This is a genomic window from Cohnella sp. (genome assembly GCF_041640265.1).
In the GTDB taxonomy this organism is placed as follows: Bacteria; Bacillota; Bacilli; order Paenibacillales; family Paenibacillaceae; genus Cohnella.
The window spans coordinates 10,769-30,715 of record NZ_JBEQAP010000047.1 but is presented as its reverse complement, the minus strand read 5'-3'; the positions used below and the strand labels follow the sequence as shown (position 1 = coordinate 30,715).

Annotated in this window: 9 protein-coding genes; 7 read left to right on the top strand and 2 right to left on the bottom strand. The window is 46.0% G+C overall.

Annotated features, from left to right (window positions below; translation table 11 throughout):
- The first annotated feature begins 105 nt into the window (after positions 1–105).
- The 6 genes from ACESLK_RS24040 to ACESLK_RS24015 all read left to right on the top strand — a co-directional run bounded on the left by ACESLK_RS24040 (position 106) and on the right by ACESLK_RS24015 (position 12,672).
- A complete protein-coding gene (locus ACESLK_RS24040) occupies positions 106–816 on the top strand; it encodes a WecB/TagA/CpsF family glycosyltransferase (protein ID WP_373232270.1) in 711 nt (236 codons plus the stop codon).
- A gap of 136 nt (positions 817–952) precedes the next feature.
- Positions 953–2,083 (top strand): MraY family glycosyltransferase, encoded by a 1,131-nt coding sequence (locus tag ACESLK_RS24035; RefSeq protein WP_373232269.1) that lies wholly within the window; start codon positions 953–955, stop codon positions 2,081–2,083.
- Positions 2,084–2,400: 317 nt separating this feature from the next.
- The gene (locus tag ACESLK_RS24030) at positions 2,401–6,618 is read left to right on the top strand and encodes an S-layer homology domain-containing protein (RefSeq protein WP_373232268.1); all 4,218 of its coding nucleotides are present in this window, start codon (positions 2,401–2,403) and stop codon (positions 6,616–6,618) included.
- Positions 6,619–7,127: 509 nt separating this feature from the next.
- Positions 7,128–9,875 carry an S-layer homology domain-containing protein gene (locus tag ACESLK_RS24025; RefSeq protein WP_373232253.1) on the top strand — a complete coding sequence of 916 codons (2,748 nt, stop codon included), beginning with the start codon at positions 7,128–7,130 and terminating at the stop codon, positions 9,873–9,875.
- Positions 9,876–9,989: 114 nt separating this feature from the next.
- On the top strand, positions 9,990–12,122 hold the full coding sequence (locus ACESLK_RS24020; RefSeq protein WP_373232252.1) for a hypothetical protein: 2,133 nt from the start codon (positions 9,990–9,992) through the stop codon (positions 12,120–12,122).
- A gap of 58 nt (positions 12,123–12,180) precedes the next feature.
- Complete coding sequence (locus ACESLK_RS24015; RefSeq protein ID WP_373232251.1) at positions 12,181–12,672, top strand: hypothetical protein; 492 nt, start codon at positions 12,181–12,183, stop codon at positions 12,670–12,672.
- 77 nt (positions 12,673–12,749) lie between these two features.
- Here the strand turns inward: ACESLK_RS24015 and ACESLK_RS24010 are convergent, their stop codons facing one another.
- Entirely contained in the window at positions 12,750–13,769 is a 1,020-nt protein-coding gene (locus ACESLK_RS24010; protein WP_373232250.1) for a hypothetical protein, read from the bottom strand.
- Positions 13,744–15,156 carry an MBOAT family O-acyltransferase gene (locus tag ACESLK_RS24005; protein WP_373232249.1) on the bottom strand — a complete coding sequence of 471 codons (1,413 nt, stop codon included), beginning with the start codon at positions 15,154–15,156 and terminating at the stop codon, positions 13,744–13,746. Before ACESLK_RS24005 ends, ACESLK_RS24010 begins: the two co-directional genes overlap by 26 nt.
- A 201-nt stretch (positions 15,157–15,357) precedes the next feature.
- On the opposite strand from ACESLK_RS24005, the gene ACESLK_RS24000 reads away from it, so the two are divergent.
- A complete protein-coding gene (locus tag ACESLK_RS24000; protein ID WP_373232247.1) occupies positions 15,358–19,746 on the top strand; it encodes an Ig-like domain-containing protein in 4,389 nt (1,462 codons plus the stop codon).
- Positions 19,747–19,947 lie beyond the last annotated feature (201 nt).

Here is a 19,947-nt window from a genome sequence, read left to right as displayed (position 1 = left end):
AATCCCGGATCGAATCTCGATCCCAAGCCGAATCCCGGTCTTAATCTCGATCCCAATCCAAGACCGTATCCTACGGTAACTTTGTACGGCGTTCCCTTTTCCAAAATGGACATGCGGGAAACCGTCGCCTACCTGGCTGAAGCCATCGCCTCGCGCCGTCCGCAGCGCGTTATCACAGGCAATCCGATCATGCTCACCGTTGGTCTGGAGAATCCTTCCTTCCACCGTGCGCTGGCAACTGCAGAGCTCGTTGTTCCGGACGGTGCGGGAGTCGTCTGGGCGGCCCGCCATGTGAAGCAACCGGTGAAGGAACGTGTGGCTGGCTTCGATCTCATGCATGAGCTGCTGAGAGAAGGAGAAAAACGGAGCTGGAGCGTGTATTTGCTAGGGGCCTCCGCGGAAATCGTGGAGTCGGCTTATGCCAATTTGCAGAAGCAATATCCGGGCATGCGTTTCGTTGGCTGCCGAGATGGTTATTTTACCGATAGGGAAGATGGAGCGGTTGTCGCGGCCGTTAGAGCAGCGAATCCGGATCTGCTATTCGTGGCGCGTGCCACTATGAACCAGGAGCCTTGGATTGAGAAGTACCAGCAAGTGCTCGGCGTACCCGTTATTATGGGAGTCGGAGGCAGCTTCGATGTCGTGTCCGGCAAGCTTAAGCGTGCACCGGCTATTTTCCGCAAACTTAGTTTAGAGTGGTTTTACCGTTTAATGCAGGAGCCTTCCCGCTATAAGAGAATGCTGGTATTGCCCCGTTTTGCGCTAAAAGTGATTAAAGACGGAGATAAAGTCCTGAAACCAATCAATCCATCGTGAAAACTTTCATGAAAATCGTGAAAATCGATGAAAATGAACCAAAACGACAGAATTAACGCCTTGTTGAATCCCTTGCGCCCGGAGTATAATTCATTCCGGTACACAAAAAGGAGAGTTGTAAATGGTGTCTGGTTGGATGCTTGGAATTGGGTTGGTCTCATTTATATTGGCTTTGGTTCTTGCACTTGTGTTAACACCGTTGGTGAAAAAGCTGGCCATCCGCATTGGCGCGATTGACGTGCCCAATCAACGTAAAGTTCATACGAGAATGATGCCCCGACTGGGCGGAGTGGCGATCTACGCATCCTTCACGGCGGGACTATTACTTATATTGCCTTGGCTGCCCGAGGGTATGCTCAGCGCTTACGACCGCAATCTGATTAGTGCCCTCCTTATTGGCGGTACGCTAATTGTCTTGCTGGGCGCATTGGACGACAAGTATGACTTGTCCGCCAAGCTGAAGCTGCTCGTGCAGATCGCTGCGGCCTGTATCGTTGTCTTCGGTTTTGACGTTAAGATCAACTTGCTGAACATACCTTTCGGCTCTGCGATGCAGCCTGTAGGCGAATGGATCAGTATTCCGCTTACGATCATCTGGATTGTTGGTGTGACGAACGCCATTAACTTAATCGATGGATTGGACGGGTTGGCTGCCGGCGTATCCGGTATCGCTATTACCACGATCCTCGTCATGGGTATTCTGATGGGTAACGAAACCGTTATTCTTCTCTCGGCGGTTCTGCTGGGCAGCATTGGCGGTTTCCTTTACTTCAACTTCCATCCCGCGAAAATATTCATGGGAGACTCGGGCTCATTGTTCCTCGGCTTTGCGCTGGCGACATTGTCTATGCTCGGGTTCAAACAAATTACAGTCGTATCTTTCGTAACGCCGTTACTTATTATTGGTGTACCGTTATCGGATACCTTTTTCGCCATTGTGCGCCGCTGGGTTCAGAAGAAACCAATCTTCGCTCCGGATAAGGGTCATCTGCATCATTGCCTTCAACAGCTGGGCTTCAGCCATCGGGTGACGGTGCTGATTATTTACGGAATCGCAGCTTTCTTCGGCGCATGTGCGGTCATTCAGTCCGTGATCTCGAACTCAGGCCTTGGTAACTGGATAACCTTCATTGTTATCTGCGCACTCGTGTTCTTGCTTCAAATCGGTGCGGAGCTCATCGGAATCGTCGATCAGACCCGCCGTCCCGTGCTTAACTTCCTTGCAAGACTGCGGATGAAACCTCAGACGGATACAAGCTCGAAATAAGCAGCCATTATACTAGCACTTATCGGTCTAAAGACCCTATTTCTCATCGATTGATGAGATTAGGGTCTTTTTTTCTTGTGAATATATACAACATTTCTCCCTATAAACCGATAAGATGTATACGAAACATTTGCGGAATAATTGCGTCTAATGGTACATGTTGCCGAAATAGGCGAAAACCGCCAGAAGGAGTTGGGCTTAAACGCGTTATAACAGAAGCACCTTGATAAAAATTAATCCCATCGCTCTCATGACCATTATCTTGTAAATGCACAGAACATAAGCACACATTTTTAGGAGGAGATTAACCAGTGAGAATGCAACGATTATTGTCGGCGCTACTAGTTATAGCGCTGCTCGTTACCATGTTCCCAACACGGTCGAACAACAGTGTGCAGGCTGCTGTTGCGCACAACTTTGACTTCAACAATGAACAGTACACGGTAGGGTCTGCGCGGATTACCACGAATGAACGTGTAAACTTAACAGGAACAATAAATAACGTAAATGCCAATTCGATAAAATATAGCGTTTATCAAATTAATCCTTTTAACGAGAAAGTAATCACTTCTAACGAGAACCAAACTGGCAACATGACCTTCAGTGGATCAACGATTAATGTTTTTAATGTTCAATTGTACCCAGGGATGAATAAGATCACCTTTACCGGGCAATCGGGCGCATCAACGATCTCTGACTCCATTTACATAGAATACCGTGATAGTCCAATGCTTTTCGACCTGACTGCCGGACTTGACGGAAGCCTATTTAACATCGCTGAGTCAGAGACGACGGTTGTACATTCAACAGCATCCCGCGGCAAGGGCAGCGCCGACATTAGCATTAGCGGTAAAGCGCCGAACGCTACTAAGGTATCTGTAATCGTGAATGGCAAGAGCAATACTTACTCGATCTCCAGCTCTTCCGATTGGAGCTTTGTTGCCTCTCCTATTAATGTACAGAAAGGCATGAATCTTGTAACGATTCGTGTTTTCAATAATACACAGTTTGTAGAGACGACACGAAAAATAGCATTTTATAACGGAGAAGTCACTTATTATGATCTAAAGCTTGTTGCGACTGATGGTACTGATACTTACTCGACGCCGTTGTCTTCAGTTACGAACTTCTCGGTACCGGCTGGCTTTAATGTATCGGTCGTCGGTAAATCGATCGTTCCTTTGACTTATACAGCGACACCTTCCCCTGCTTTCTTGCCGAATCCTGGCTGGACTTGGGATTCTGCGGCTGTTCCTGCCCCTGTTTTTGTTTCAGATAATGGTCAACTTACAACAGCGTCGGGACCACAGATTAGAGTAAATGGGAATGCTGCGGATACAATCACGAATGTATCTTCAACGGTTCCAGCTATTTCCGATAAATTCTTTACGGTTGAATTCTCTGAAGCACTCGGTGATTCCAATGGATCACTTCCGTTCGATACAGCCGCTAACTTACAATTCTCCGGCTGGAATCAATCTAAGCTTCCATCGCCTGGTTTTGAATCATCAGGTTTATATATTTACAAACTACGCGATAGCACTGAGGCGTATATCAAAGACATCAATTATATACCTGGTTATTCATCTACCACGAACTTACAGGCATCTGAGAGCTCCGATTTGGAAAACGCAAGGCTATTCTCGCTTCCGACTGTTGTGGAGGTCCTAATTGGGAACTATACTCCGGGCTGGGCAACGTCCCTGCCAGCAGGGCTGGTTGAATTGGACAGTATAACAACTGCCACTGGGACAACAACTGATGGAACCGATGTGGACCAAATCGTGCTACCTGATGTTGAAGGGAATTATGATTATATTTATGATCAACTTCCTAACTCTTACGTTACAGTGATTAACGTGGATGGAGTGGACACTCCATTTCTACGAGTGTTTGTTTCCCTTAATAAGCTTCCAAATGCGGGAAGTATGAAGCTCGATTTTAATCTTAACCATGCAGATGCAACAACTGACCCCTATCCCGAGATTCCTGTTACGCTGCTCTATGGACCGTACGTTAAATATGACAGCGTGTTTGACGGAATGAAGATCGAATACGATACGACACAGCAAACAGCAGGTGTAAGGACCTTGATCGAGGATGAGTTCGATGGGTTCCGCGGATCATTATTTAATGTGCCAAATCTAAATACTATTCGTTATGCGACTTCGGGTACAGATATCAAGACAGTAACGCTATACGTAAATAACACGGAATTTCAATTGGAAAAGGAATCCGCCACATCAAATATCAATGACTTTATTTTGCCGCAGGCCGGAAGAGGTGCTGTACTCGCTACTGATCTTCCTACAATATATACTTCAGTTTTCTCGGCATTAAATTTGACAGGCGATAACTACATCAAGTTTGTCTATCGAACAGCTACGGATAATTATGAGAGCACAACCAAAGTAACCATAGTTCCGACGAACTTGCCAGTTATCCCAGCACCAAATACGGACGGTGTTTATCCTTTCTCTACAAACTTGAACTCTCCACTGCCGAATGATCCTAACTTCACCAAGCAGGGACCAATCTTTACAACAACAGAAGCTAAGATGAATGTTTTCGGGTCGTTCGACTTTATCGACCTGGGTAAGACTTTAGGTGACGTAACTGGCAAATTCACACAATTGACCGCTGCCGAAGCGGATGGCTACATTCTAGAGATCGCCGCACCGGATTTCGCAACACCTATGCGTTGGGAGCTGGGTAATGACATTTTATTAGACGCGGCGAACCCTAGCGGTGCAGCGATTCGTGCGAATAGCGGGGATGCTCATCCTAGTAATTTAAGTGTCATGTATAACTATGATACGCAATCATTCTCATTTATTCTTTACGATCAGCAGCTGCCTTTTGATGGAAGTGCGAAGGTGTATAGTATAACCGTTTACAACAGTGGACTGAATGGTCCGAGGGCGACGTACCGTCTGGAAGTTGACCCAACATCCATTCCATACACGATCATCTCGCCACGATCAGAGAAGCGAACAATGAACCAGAGCTTCGTTGAGGTCATTTTGACTTCTCCGGGTGCAGATTCAATTACCGTGGACAAAGTGGTAGCAACGAAAATAACATATAAAGACTACGGAACGCTTGATGGTCTCGGTAATCCGACTGAAGTCCCTGCATTCAGAGCGCTCGTAACCAATCTTAAAGCTAACAAAGCTACAGAAATTAAACTGACAATCAAAAATGCAAACGATACAATTAATGATTCATTCGATGTCACCTATGCCCCAGAGAATATTCCTGGTGCACAGACAATGATGGTGATGAAAAATACGGTGAAAGCTTTCGGCGGTGCACTGAACCTGAAGTTCCCGAGCGGCACGAACTTAATTCGAAAGGATTACAATGTCGCCGATAATCTAAAGGGCCAAGTGTACAAGGATAATAACTTGCTTGTAGCCATTGCAAATCCTCAGGACGGCGTTGTGGATCGTCACGATTTCGAAACGATTCCATTCAACTATGACACGCAGCTTAATATGGGTGAAATTCTATTTACAGCAAGCTTCCCAAGCCGGTTCGTCAAAGCTAGCCCAGTATTCTGGCTTGATGCTGGACAAGCGGATGACCCAACGACAACGGCTAGCTTTGATCCGGTTACTTATGGTGTAGATCCATTTCCACTGGACGTGATTAAGGGCACAAGCCACAATTCTTACTATAATAAGAGTGCCAATCGCGAGCTTATTCCTTCCAAACGCGGCGAACTTGAGATGTCTTATGATCCAAGCATGCGTCAATCTGCAGGTACTCTCATAACCGTCTTCCGCTTTGATCCATTCGTCCAGCAATGGGAGAATATCGGGGGCGTCGTGGATGAGAAGAAAAATTCAGTGAAGGTACCGTTCGATCGCTTTGGCTACTATGTTGTTGCTAAGGTCAGCTACGGATTCAATGACGTAACTGCACATCCATACGCACGTGAAGCTATTGAAGCGATCTATGGTAAAGGTGTCATGAACGCAGTTGATCCTAGCGGCGCTTTCGGAGTCGATCAATATGTAACTCGTGGTGAATTCTCCCGCATGCTAGTAAGAGCACTGGGATTACCGCTAAATTACGACGGTCCTAACCATTTCGTTGATGTGCCGAACACGGGAAATGCAATTAATATGGACGCATTATGGGATTATCGTTATATTGAGACGGCAGCTCGTTCTGGTTTTGTGCGCGGCACTTTGCCAAGAGTGTTTAACCCTGATGCATCTATCTCTCGCCAAGACGCTGCGGTTATGCTGACCAAGGCTTTGAACCTTAAGACGGATACGAGTTCCACTAAGGTCCGAGCAACTCTTGCGAAAGTGTTTAAGGATGAAACGGCCATCGACTTCTATGCTAAACCATCAGTTGCAGCTATCCAGAAGAAAGGCTTCATCAGTGGCTCGCCAGTTGATTCGAACGATCTAACCAAAGGATACGTATTCGAACCGGGAGCCCGCCTATTGCGTGGGGATGCATCCATTATTATTTCTAGGGTGATGGCGGACCTGAAGAAACTTCCGAAGCTTTATAATTAAGCTGCAATAGAAAGAGAAGGAGGGAGCAGGCTGTTAGCCGATCCCTCTTTCTCCGTATCTATAGCGTTTCAACTTCCTCCAACTTGGATATGCAGGAAAAAGTTGAGCAATGACACTTCTGTGTGTCCAAGCTATACTTAACAAGCGAACTCATAGTACATAGGAGAATAGATTCACAAAAGATTAGAAAAGTTGAGTGCGGTGTAAAAAAAGTTATACGAATTTTCATTTACCCGCAACTTTTTCCGAGCTGCAGCGTTTAACATTAGGAGCCAACAAAGATGTGCTGGGATCCTAAGAAGCAACAGAATCTATGAAAATGTTCTTTACGGTGTGCAAGCGCCTCATGTATAATGAGGAATGTGGCATAATTTACCCTGCCCATATTTCGCATGTATATGCACTAATTCTACTGTTTACAAGTTTCTGCGACATGTTTCTACTAGAGAGCATGATTGCAGACATCTATTATAAACAACGCTCTACTCAGGAAAGGGGGTGACATACATATGAGAGATACGGGCTATCATTTTTCTAAACAACTTAAACAGAAGTTTTCCCAAGGAGGAGAAAAAAAGGTTATGAAGAAAAGTTTATCAGTAATCCTTGCAGCAGCATTGGCGTTCGGAAGTTTCGGATCCCTTGCATCAGCTGCTGATCTAACAGCACAACAGAAATTCGACGCACTCGCAGCAAAAGGTATTTTCGTAGGTATTAATGGTGAGGCTGCACTAGATCAAGACATGACTCGTGCACAATTCGCACGCGTTGCAGCACTTCTTACTGGTGCTGAAGGTATCGGCAACCCTGATACTAAAGTTGTAACAGTTAAGCCTTTCCCTGATGTTGCCCTAGGTGTTTGGTACACTGAAGAAATCGCAGCCGTTAAAGAATCTGGCGCGATGAAAGGTAACGCTAACGGTACTTTCGCACCAAACGGAAAAATCACCGTTCAAGAGACTGCAGTCGTTCTTGCTAACGTACTAGGTCTTGCTCCAGTTGCTGATGCAACTGTTGAAGGTGCAGCACCATGGGCTGCTGGCTACATCAAAGCAGTTGAAACTGCTGGAATCGTTCTTCCAACTAACTACACAGAAAACGCTACTCGCGCATTGCTAGTAAGTGGTGCTTTTGCTATTGACGCTGCTCTTAGCAAACCAGCTACACTGTCAATCGAATCGGTCAAGGCAACAGCTGCGAACGAATTGACTGTGAAACTCAACCGTGATCTGGCTGATGCTGAAGCTCCAATATTCGCTGTGAAGTTCGGTCTTCTCCCACAAGACGTCACTGCAAAAGTTTCCGATGACAAGAAGAGCATTACGCTGACTTCTGAGACGAACTTTATTGCTGGTGATTACACAGTTGAAGTATCCGGCGTAGAAGTTGCTGTTAAGTCGTTCGCTGTGAAGATCGAAGCTCAAAAGCTTGAGTCCTTCACAATCACAACGACTAATCTTACTGCAGTTGCTACACAGGACATCGTTTACCAGCCTGTTGACCAGTATGGTAAGAACTATGATCTTGCGGCTTCCAACTTTACTGCTTCCGCAACCAATGTTACTGATGGAACTGCTGTAGCGGTTAACGGAAACGGAAACAAATTTACAACTGGAACCAGCCTTGTTGGCGAAGTTGATAGCAATGTTGTTGTTACTATCATCCACAACACAACCGGCAAATCGCAAACTAAAACATTCAAAGTAGCTACGGCAGCATTCATTGACTCCGTATCCTTTGAACAACCGGCGCCAAAAGCTGACACGGCTCGTATCACGACTGGTGACGCTACCGATGTTTTGGTTCTGCCAATCACTTTACTTGACCAATACGGTCAAAAAGTGACTGCTACTACTGCGAACCTAATCACTGCTCTCACGAAAGAAATTACTTTCGTATCTTCTAACACTACTATCGTCGATCCTGCTCTCTTCGCTGTAAATGGAGACGGCAAATTGACTTACCGCACAGGCGCTACGGCGGGCAATGTAACGATTTCCGCAATTACTAAAGGCGGCAAATCGTCCAGCATTACCTTCCAAGTACATGCACCTGCTGCTCTTGCTTCTGTAAGTATTCAAACACCGACTGGCCTCGTTGTAGCTGGTGAAGGCACTAAAGTTACTTACACTGCTGTAGACACCTTTGGCGCTGCTGCGAAACTGGCTGCCTTGACTGACGTAGTATGGTTCAGCACGAACCCTACTGCTGTTGACGTAACTACGGACATCGCTGTAAATGCTAAAGGCGAGATCACAATCACGCCAGGCGCTGCTGGTGCTGCTACAATCAGCGTATTCCTGAATGGTGCTAAGCAAAGCGAAATCACGCTTGACGTGAAAGCTGCTGCTGTAGCTACGAAAATCAGCAAAATCGCTGATTCTTCCATTACACTCTTCAACAAAAATGCTGGCACACACACTTATGCTGCTGCCGACATCGAAGTAGTCGATCAATACAACCGTGTTATTGCTACCGCTAACCTTGGGGGCGCTGTAACGGTTGCTGTTAAAGACGCTACGACTAACGCATTCACCGCTGCTGGCGCAATGCTGACTGCTGCTGACGATCAAGTTGCTTCCAAAACTATCGTTCTAACGTATACAGCTGGCGCAATCGTTTTGACGAAAGAGTTCTCTGCTTCGGTTGTTGAAGCTTCCGCAGTAGTTGGCTATGCAATCAACGATGTTGCTAACACGAAGCTTCATGCTGGTGGTTATGCTTCTGCAGCTGCAGCTGGCGACCACGCTGTTACCTTCGCTATTAGCAACGGTCTTACTGCTGACAGCAAAAAAGTAGGTCTTTCCGCTGCTGACAAAGCTGCATTCACGGTAACAACTTCCGACAGTTCTGCAGTTGCTGTTGATGGCAGCTCCGTACATGCAGTTGCCGCTGTAAACAATGGTGCTTCTGTAGTAACTGTATGGAAAAACGGTGTTAAAGTAAAAGAAGTTAGCTTCACGACTTCTTCTGCAACACCAGCTGTTTCTGAGTTGAAATTTGACGGAGAATCGGTTACGATTGCTAAATCAACTGCAGCATCTGCAGCTGCTTCTGCTAAATTGACGACTGTCAAAGATCAATACGGAGCAACAATCGCTCTTGGTGGAGTTACTTGGTTCTCTGCCGATGCAACGATCGCTACAGTAGACGCTGCTACGGGTGCTGTAACGACTACTGCTAAAGGTGGCACAGTGAAAATCACTGTTGTCGCTCCAAACGGTACTAACGCATCGATCAATGTAGTTTCTGAGTAAGCCATCAATAAAGAAAAAGCAAGGGAATTCATTCCCTTGCTTTTTTTCTTTTTTATCGAAACTTATTCCCTGTCGTAAACGTTTAATAGGTATCATGTTTTAGGAGGAATGAAAGTGGGATTTAAGGCAGTGAAACTTTCAGTGGCTACATTGGCGGCAGCACTTTTGCTAACAGACGCAACCGGATTATTGGCAACACCCATTCAACAGGCTTCTGCCCAAGGTCAGGATATATCTAAACAAGTTATTAAACTAAACACAAAAAGCAGCTTAGTGCTAAGGGATGCCCAATTTCTAATGCAGGATCGTGGCAAAGTACTCGCCTTTACGGTGACACTAACGAACAATGATACCAAAGATTTAAATTTGCTAGATTACTGGTTACGCATAAAAAACAAATCGGGAAAGTCTTACAGTGTCAATGTCAGTGGAGTTGACAAAAACAAAACAAAATTGGCTGCAAAGTCATCTATAAATTTGACGTATTACGCAACCGTTGATGATCAAACGATGATTACTGATTTACAGTTTCATGTAATCAAGTGGGATTTTTCGGTCAAGAACTATGAGCGTAAATTAGGCACGATTACATTTCCTACGGCCACCTCAGAGAAGATAACTTATAAGCAATCGAAGGTTATGATATTTGATAATTCAAAAGTAAAAGGGACGATTAAGAATTATGTTGTAAGCCAAGACGACAGCAACATTTATTTGACTATTAATTACTTAATTGAAAATGTTGGATATAAATCGAGTAATTTCAATAAGACCAGGTTATTTCTACAAACTGATGACCAAAAAGTGTTTGAGGTAGAGGGTGAAGATTTAAGCAAAATCATTATAAAGCCTCAGGAGAAGAAGAGTATCACTTTATTTGCCTCTATTCCGCTTGAGAGTGCCAAGAAAGGCATGTCGCTTACGATGGCCAATAATGATGAAACTAATAATATCCTGCTTCCGGTGGGCTCTTTTTCTATTCCCTACAAAGCGTCTAATCAGGTCAATGAGCAACAAAAAATTGGCGGGTCTTTCACATATAACGATTTTCAAGTCAATCTGCGTTCTATAACAAGATCACCGCTCGATGATAGCGATATGGTGATAGCTGAAGTGAAGGTGACGAACAAAGGAACAGAATACAAACCACTACCAAATTTAAGCGGTCTATATACGATAAACGGGATTCAGCTTAACGCTGAGGAAACAAAAACGTCCGTTCTTGATCAGGTTGCACTTCTAGGTCCTAACTCATCGTATTCCTATTTCGTCTATTCAAAAATACCATATACGACCAATATTGGAAAAATCACTTTCGCGATTACAGAGAAGGCCGGTACGGAAGGTAGCAAAACACTATATTACTTTAGCGATAGTAGAACATCATCAGTTCCGACTAGCAATATTATGACATCATATATGATTAATAGCGCAGGCAAGAAATCAGAAGTAGTTTTGAAAAAATCGGCGCTCTACAGCGGAGTGAAGAGCGATCTTTTATATGTTGAATTTGAATATTCAAATAAAGAATCCAGATCCATACTGCCTTCCTTGCTTGGCGGATACTTGCAAAACGAAAACATGATTACGATGCCGGTGTCCTTCTCCCAATACAAAGAAAAGATATTCCCGAACGGAAAAGTGCTGCTCTTTGCTTGGGCAGATGTTCCTAAGAAGTTCACAACTAACTTTGCTGATTTTGTAATGGGCCAGAACGTACTGACCAATCCACCGGAAAATACAACTGAATCGATCGCATTGGCCAATTCAGTGAAGTTCAGAATCAATAAAGATTCAAATCAAACGACCAAAAATGACTTCAAAAAAATAGAGTTTGTCGATTCCCAACTATCGCTTAACAACATCATCGCTTCCGTTAATGTATCGTTAACCGGTGGAGGAACCTATGAAATAGATGGAATTCGATTGGATTTTAAATACGATCTGGAGAAAATAGCGACTTATGACGACATTGCCGAGAAACACAATATTCTATTGGAAATCGTAGATCAAGACGAGAAAAAAGCAACGTTTACTCAGAAATTCAGCATTAGTACTACTGAAGAGGGCAGCGATGTGCTAGCTGACGGTCTAAATACAGCTAAATCGGTTGTATTCAAAGATGCAGATGTTATGGGTAAAATAAAAGAGTTTAAAAAATACAAATTAAATGTCTATCATCTATTAAATGACAATAAATTTCTACTAGCTTCGAAAGAGTTGAGTTGGTACACTTATGAAAACTGAGATTAAATACTTCACAGCATCAGAAAATGCGAGGCTACAAGATCGGAGAGCGGGTAATATGAGGCGGAAAATCTGGATATCGTTGTGTCTTCTCGTCACCACTGTCATTTGTGTATTTATTATTAGTAATTCTTCAATTGCTCAAGCAGATTCTAGCGGAGCCCCAGGCCTAGCTGATGATCCTATTGTCACCAAAAGCTATGTAGATGCGAAGGTAGCAGCGCTGGTTAAGGCGGAATTGGACAAGCTAGGGCCGATAGGCGGCGGCGGTGGATCGGCTGAGCTAGCCGTGGTCACAGTGCCATTCGGTAAGAAGATTATCGTTGGTGCTGGTGGGGAACTGATCGTCCGAAATGGGAAGGCAATTGCCTATAGTCCTGACGCGAATGGGTTGTCTGATATGACGGACGGGGTGGACATTGCTCCAGGTAAGCCTATCACAACGAATCACCTGATTCTGTTCCCGAGGGCTGACAGAGGCGTTCAGGCTAATCCGAACCAGAAGAATGGACTGATCGTGTTAGTACGCGGTTCTTACGCTATTCAATAAAACAGCTATTATATATCTTTTATAAAAATAGGCAGTCACGACATTATCGTCGCGGCTGCCTATTTAAGTTAAGTGAACTATTTCAACAATGCCTCCGCCACCCTAGCGGTAACAATCCGAGCGCCTTGTGGCGTGACATGGTTCGTGTCGCGGAAATGCTTCTCCAAAGTTAATCCTTCATTGGACATAATAGTGAATTCTGCATCGTACTTATCTGCCCATCCGTTAATCAAGTCAAGGTATTGCTGTTGTTCAGCAGTATACTTGCTCCTAACAGCATCTTCGAAACGTTGGGTGCGAGGGATCTGCAGGATGTGAATGCGAACACCATCGTCGTGTAGATTCCGAAGTAGATTTTCGAGAGACTCTGACTGCAGTCCTTTTATGTTATAACCCTCAAACCAACGTTCTGCGGTATTTTCCGCGATTTCGACTGTTTTTGTCTTACCCATCATATATTCAGGGTCTGTCGGATCGGGAGCCTGAGGAGTCAGTCCGCCTGCTCTTGGTTTGAAGTTCTTAAGCTTCCCTTCGCGGTAAGAGTCGAACATCTTCGCCCATATGGTACGCATGTCATAGGATTTCAGCGCCCAACCTGCAAGCAGCTCTCCGTAGTTATCCCAATTCATGATACGAATTCTGTCTTTGAGACCGGAGTAATATTTGAACTTCACGTCATCCTCCATGTTGTAGGAGTTAAGTTGGTGCTCGTTGACGACTACAATGGCTTCTTTCAGATGTATGAGCTCACCCTGGTACTTCTGGTAAGTTTTATAGATATCGTATCCCTTGCCACCGCTGATGCTGAAGTTGTAGAAGCTGTCTTTACTTCGGCCAGCAGCCTCGGCGAGATAGTCTGAACGCAGGGCATCGATGCTCATGGAATCACCGAATACTGCAGTCGTAATCTTAGAAGGGTCGCCGCTGTGTAAGGATTTATCCATCTCAGAGAACTGACCTATGAAGCCGCTGGATAAGCCATAGAAGTCTAGGTTACGGAAGACGGTAACCTCCGAGGTGTTGATGAGCAGGAAGAATCCGATTAACCCGAAGCTGTATAGACGCATTTTCCTAAAATTGGAAATAAACGAACTCATATTTGTCCCCCTTTGCGAAGTAAAAGATGGATATGGTGATCAGCAGATATACGGCACTGCGCAGCGGGAAAGGCACGTAATGCCAGATCCGCCCGATTGCGGATTCGTGTGTACGCAGTAAATATTCAACGACATGAAGTAAAAACAAACCGACAATCATCAGGAAGAGTGGATGTACGACAATGTTAAAGGCATGTGCGTGTAGCATTTTCCAAGTCATATCTAGTGCCATCTCAATGCTCGGTGCTTGGAAGAACACCCACGTCCAGGTGATGACATGGAAGAAGATGAAAATAGCAATCCATTGGTATATGCGGCTTTGGCGTACTTTATGAATCCAGCTCCACCGATTAAGGTAAAGCGAGAGGCGATGAATGACCTGCAGAAGACCGTGGATACCGCCCCAAACCACGTATGTCCATTTCGCTCCGTGCCATAGACCGGAAATAAGCATAGCTGCGAGCAGGTTGATCTGGGTTAGAATCAACCCTTTGCGGCTTCCTCCGAGACCTATGTAGATATAATCTCTGATCCAACGGGATAACGTGATGTGCCATCTGCGCCAGAACTCGGTCGGGCTCGCGCTTAGGTACGGTGATTTGAAGTTGTCGGCGAACCGTACTCCGAGCAGGATCCCAAGTCCAATCGCCATATCCGTGTAAGCGGAAAAATCATTATAGATGAAGAAGCTGAACGTGTAAGCGGCGATCCAGGATTCGGTGCCTGTCAGGGCTGAACCCTTGTCGAAATATTCTTTAACGATTGGAGACAGCTGATCGGCGATAACGATTTTCTTAATGATTCCAATAATGAACAAATAAATACCGAACTTGATGGCGTCCCACGAGATTTTCTTCTCGGAGAGCTTGTCCAGTTGGGGAATCAGCTCGTCGCCGCGCATTATTGGACCCGCTATGAGATGCGGGAACATGGACACGAATACCCAGAATTTAACGAAGGAACGAGTCGGCTTCGTATCTCCTCTTCGAACATCGATAAGATAAGAAATAAATTCGAAGGTATAGAAGGACACTCCGAGCGGGAGCAGGATCGACTCGACGAAGCTGCCGGACCAGCTAGTCTCGAAGCCGAGCAGGTTGAGATTGTCGAGCATGAACAAGGTGTATTTGAAAAAAATCAGATTCAGCACGTTAAGGGCGATCCCGATCCAGAATACCCAGCGGAATCGCTCCCTAGTCATTAAGTGAACGATTACGAAGGTGAGGATGCACATGATAAGGAATAAGATGAGAAAACCTTCCGGATGGGCGGCGTAGAAGACGGCGTTGGCCACGGCTAGAAGAAGCAGGCGTTGTTTCTTCAGAAATAAGTATGGAATCAGAAGTGCAAGCAAGAAGATCAGAAAATTCGGTGAGTAAAAGAACATGTAAGGCACCTCAGAATCATCAATGGTTGGCAGAATCAGGTACGTCTGTTCATTATAACGAATTTAACCGGACGGAGAAACTGTCGAACCGACTCGGAGCAGGTGGATTCGATGTAGAAATGGCCTAATATCTCTAAAGTTCCAGCGCTTGGAAGCCGACATATAAAGTACTAGACTGTACTTTTATCGGAGGTATTCATTTTGCTTAGTAAACGTCCTCTCACTCTCCTTATTTCCATTTCAATGATTATACAGATCTGGACTGCCTCTGGAGTCGCTTTAGCTGCCCCTACGGGACAAGAGGTTCACATAGCTGCTGTAGGCGGACCTGTGCTCGAGTCTACGTACCCAGCCGATAATGATGCGGTCGTTCCCGCCAATGCGATCTTCCAAATACGCTTTGACGAGTCCGTACAGAAGGCTTCAGTCAGTGGGAGCTCAGCTTCTGTCTCGATCTATGAACAGTTGACGAATACTCTGGTTGAATCGATTGTCGTTGCGACATCTAGTACATCAAAAATTAGTATTAGTGGAAAAGAAGCAAAGATTTATCCTGCAAGCTCGAGTCTTGTAAGCGGTAAAGCCTATTACGTGCTAGTTGATCAAGGAGCATTCGTATCTTCTAACGGTGTGTTCGCTGGAGTAACGAATGCAACGGCATGGAACTTTACTGCAATTGGCAGCGACTCGGTGAAACCTGCAGTTACGAGCAGCAGCCCTGTGAATAGCGGCACAATTGGCGCAACGAATGCGCTTATTCTTACTTTTAGTGAAATTGTTACTGCCGCCAGCGGAAATATCCGTATCATCCGAAGAGACAATGGGGAAGAGAAAGTGATATCGGTCCTATCCTCTAGTGTTACCGGTAATGGTACGACGCAGATTCAGATCCAACCGTCTTTGCGTCTAGATGCGGACGAGGATTACTATGTGTTGATTGATCAGGGAGCTTTCGTTGACCGAGCAGGGAATGTGTTCGATGGGTATACGACTGCCACGCAGTGGGTTTTTCATACCAGTCCATCTACGATCTCAGCCCCGGAACTTTCGCCCGTGAACGGGAGATCAGGAGTGGCTTACGACGATCCGGTGCTGACGATGACTTTTGCTTCGGCTATGCATGCGGGCACAGGCTCCTTACGAATTAAGAAGGTTGCTACGAATGAAACGATACAGACGGTTCCTGTTACAGCTTCACTCATTTCCACGAGCGGGCTCGTTGTATCGATGCCGCTTAATGATTTGGCCGTGAATACGGCTTATTATATCCAGGTTGACTCTGGAGCGTTGCTGAATGCTTCGAACGAGCCTTATCTAGGGATAACAGATGCGATTTCTTGGACTTTCACAACTATTGCTGCTGTAGATTCGGCCAAGCCTGTTGTGAGTGTGCTTACACCTGTGGATAATGGAAAGTTAGGATCGACTACGGGTACTTTGACCATCAAGTTTAATGAGCGGGTTTATCCCGTTAGCGGCTCCATCACGATCCGCAATAGCAATGGTTCTCTGTTCTGTTCGATTCCGGTTACAGCTAGCGGAGTTGTCGGAGGGGGGACGGATACGATTACGATTACCCCGTGTGCTTCTTTCTTGCAGGGCAGCTCCTACTCGGTTCAAATCTCCCCGACGGCATTCCGTGATGCTTCGGACAACTACTATGCAGGGATTGCTACGAGTGACTATACCTCATGGAATTTCACAATCAGTACAGATACTTCAGCTCCCGAGCTGATCGTAACGGATCCAGTTAACGATGCGACGGGTGTGCGTAGGAATAACCTTGTATTAACTGGGACCTTCAGTGAAGCTGTACAGGTAACCTCTGGTGCGACAGCAACTTTGAATACGGCTGCGGGCTCCGTTGTGACGCCGATTGCTTTGACCCTAACCAGACATTCTTCCGATGCGAAAAAGGTTTCGTTCACGCTCCCCGGCGGAGTTACTCTTAATGTAAACACGTTATATTATGTGAATATTCCGACTGGCTCGATTACAGATGTGGCAGGTAACGCCTTCCAAGGCATACTTAATCCTTATCGCTGGTCGTTCAAGACCGTCGTATCAGATACGACTGCTCCCGTGTTGTCTACCGTATCAATCGATGGCAGCGCTATTGTATTAACCTATGATCAGGAATTAGATGGAACGGCTATTCCAAGCGCAGCGCAATATTATGTCAGCGTAAATACGCTGCCTAGATCCGTAACCTCTGTCGCGGTCACAGGTAAGCAAGTTAAGCTAACGCTATCCTCCGGCGTTCTGGTCGGACAAGCGGTTAAAGTATCATTTTCCAGCGGGACATTGAAGAACTTAGGCAGTCCTGCTATTTTGGCGGCAAGCTTTGCGTCGAGAGAGGTGACGAACGCTACGGATACGACGTTGCCACGTCCATCCAGCGGTACAATTGCGAGTACGATATTGACGCTTACCTTCAGTAAACCCTTGGCTGCCATCACGGGTACGAATGCGACTTCACAATTCAAAGCTCGGTTGAACGGAACCTTGTATACCCCAACCGTTGCCTATACGAGCGGCTCCAATCTTATCCTTATCCTGCCTAATGCTTATCAAGGGACGGGTTCGGTAACAGCATCCTATACGCCGGGTGTGGGCGGGGATCATTTAAGGGATACGACAGGCTACACAGTGTCTGCTTTCTCGGAGTTCTTCATCGCTAATGGGAATGATACAGTGGCGCCTATCCTATCAACTGGTTTGGCGACAGGTAATAAGATTATGCTGGTATACAATGAGGGACTTCGTACAACAACGGTACCTCCAACTACCAGCTTCTCTGTCCTGGTGAATGGTATAACGGCAACTGTCTTAAGTGTTGCGATCAACAATAATACAGTTGAGCTAACGATGAGCCAAGCGATCGCAACAGGACAGTCAGTTCTCGTCACCTACCTGCCTGGAACTCCGGCGCTTGCTGATTTGGCAGGTAATCCTGCTCAGGTGTTAGCAGGCCACCAGATTATATCGGGTACAACTTCTACAGCAACATTAAGTTCAGCAACTGTTAGTGGCAACCTCTTAACGCTGAACTATTCCGCTGCACTCAGCAGCGCCGTTGTACCTTCGAATGCTCAATACGTTATCCGGGTAAATGGCTCCTATATGGGGGCGAATACGGTATCGGTATCGGGTACTCAAGTTATCTTGACCTTAACTTCACAGATTCAAGCCGGCCAAACGGTCAAGGTAAGCTACTATGCTACTGGATCTCTGTTGAAGGACTTGGCCAATCAGACTGTCGCAGCCTTCAGCGACTATACCGTTACGACTTCTTCATCAGGAATAGTTAACCTGCCGAATTATCTCGTATCAGACGGCGAAAGTGGGATCCAATTTAATTCAACGGCGATATCAACGCAACCAGGTACAACTTCTAATGGTCGATCGATTAACCGCTATGTGGTGAATAGTGATTATCTGTCCAGCGCATTCACGTGGGTTAAATCTTCGGGAAGTCAGCTTAAGTCTCCTACGATTTCCATTCGGGTTCCAAGCACGGAAGCGGGGGCGGTAGTTCAAATTCCGATCTATGCGCTTGTAGATGCTTCTAGCAGGGTTTCCAACGGGTCGATTCGTGTCGATTACGGCGATTTACGGTTCGAGCTTCCGTTGTCGGCCGTCAAGTATACGCAAGAGGTGACAGCCCTTGGCGGAAGTCTAACGAGTTCCACTTTAGAGGTTTCGATGGAGAGGACGACCGATTCAGTACTAACGAGCGCAATCGGCAGCTCCTCTGCGGTTATCCTTGGCCTGCCGGTCGACTTCAGCGTTAAAATCGTTTCAGCTGGCAGGCAATCAGAGGTGAAGCAGTACGATCAATACGTAACGCGGACCTTCGTGGTACCTGCCAGCTCGGCATCGCAGTTGTCGCAGCTTACCGTTGTGAGAATGGATGACAGCACAGGAGTACTCTCTTATGTACCAACGGTTGCTGAGAGTGGTACAGGTGGCATTCATGTCTCCTTCAAACGTAAAGGGAATAGTACTTATGCGCTCGTTCGCAAAGCTCCTGCGACGTACAGCGATATGGCAAATCATTGGGCTAACGATTATGTCTCGCTGTTAGCCGCGAAGTGGATTGTCAGCGGCACATCCTTCACTGCCTATAGTCCTAGCAAGGCGATAACAAGATCGGATTTCGCGAAATATATCGCGAACGGACTTGGTTTGACGGGGAATGCGAGCAGTGCTGCACGCTTCCGCGATGTCGGAACGAATGGGAAGGACGCTGCTTATATTGGTGCCGTCAGTGACGCGGGGATTATCTCAGGTAAGACGGACGGTAATTTCGATCCGAACGCCGCGATCACGCGTGAAGAGATGGCTTCGATGATGCTTCGAGCCATGAACTATGCTGGGGTGCAGCCTTCCAGCGCTAGCCTGACGAAGTTCACAGACCGCACGAAGATCGGCAGCTGGGCAACTAACGCGGTTGCGGCTTGCGTCGATGCAGGTATCATTGCAGGGGTCACGACGACTACGTTCCAGCCGAAAGCGAATGCTACTCGTGCGCAAGCAGCGGTAATGATCGTTCGCATGCTTCAGTATTCGGAGCTTTTGCAGGCTTAAATCTCTATAACAACTCAGACACGCCGTTCCTTCAGGATATAATCCGGAGGAACGGCGTGTTTGGTTTTATAGCGATGCGCACATTTATGGGTGGATACTTGAGGACGTTTATTATTAACTTGCCAAATAAAACCATAGATTTTTATTAAAAAAAAGGTAAAATATAGGGAGTTATACTTTGCTAGATTTATAGAATTGACG

Bases quoted from the DNA above. Each gene is read 5' to 3' on its own strand.
- ACESLK_RS24040 (WP_373232270.1), top strand. From the start codon at position 106: ATGGACATGCGGGAAACCGTCGCCTACCTGGCTGAAGCCATCGCCTCG.
- ACESLK_RS24035 (WP_373232269.1), top strand. From the start codon at position 953: ATGCTTGGAATTGGGTTGGTCTCATTTATATTGGCTTTGGTTCTTGCA.
- ACESLK_RS24030 (WP_373232268.1), top strand. From the start codon at position 2,401: ATGCAACGATTATTGTCGGCGCTACTAGTTATAGCGCTGCTCGTTACC.
- ACESLK_RS24025 (WP_373232253.1), top strand. From the start codon at position 7,128: ATGAGAGATACGGGCTATCATTTTTCTAAACAACTTAAACAGAAGTTT.
- ACESLK_RS24015 (WP_373232251.1), top strand. From the start codon at position 12,181: ATGAGGCGGAAAATCTGGATATCGTTGTGTCTTCTCGTCACCACTGTC.
- ACESLK_RS24010 (WP_373232250.1), bottom strand. From the start codon at position 13,769: ATGAGTTCGTTTATTTCCAATTTTAGGAAAATGCGTCTATACAGCTTC.
- ACESLK_RS24005 (WP_373232249.1), bottom strand. From the start codon at position 15,156: ATGTTCTTTTACTCACCGAATTTTCTGATCTTCTTGCTTGCACTTCTG.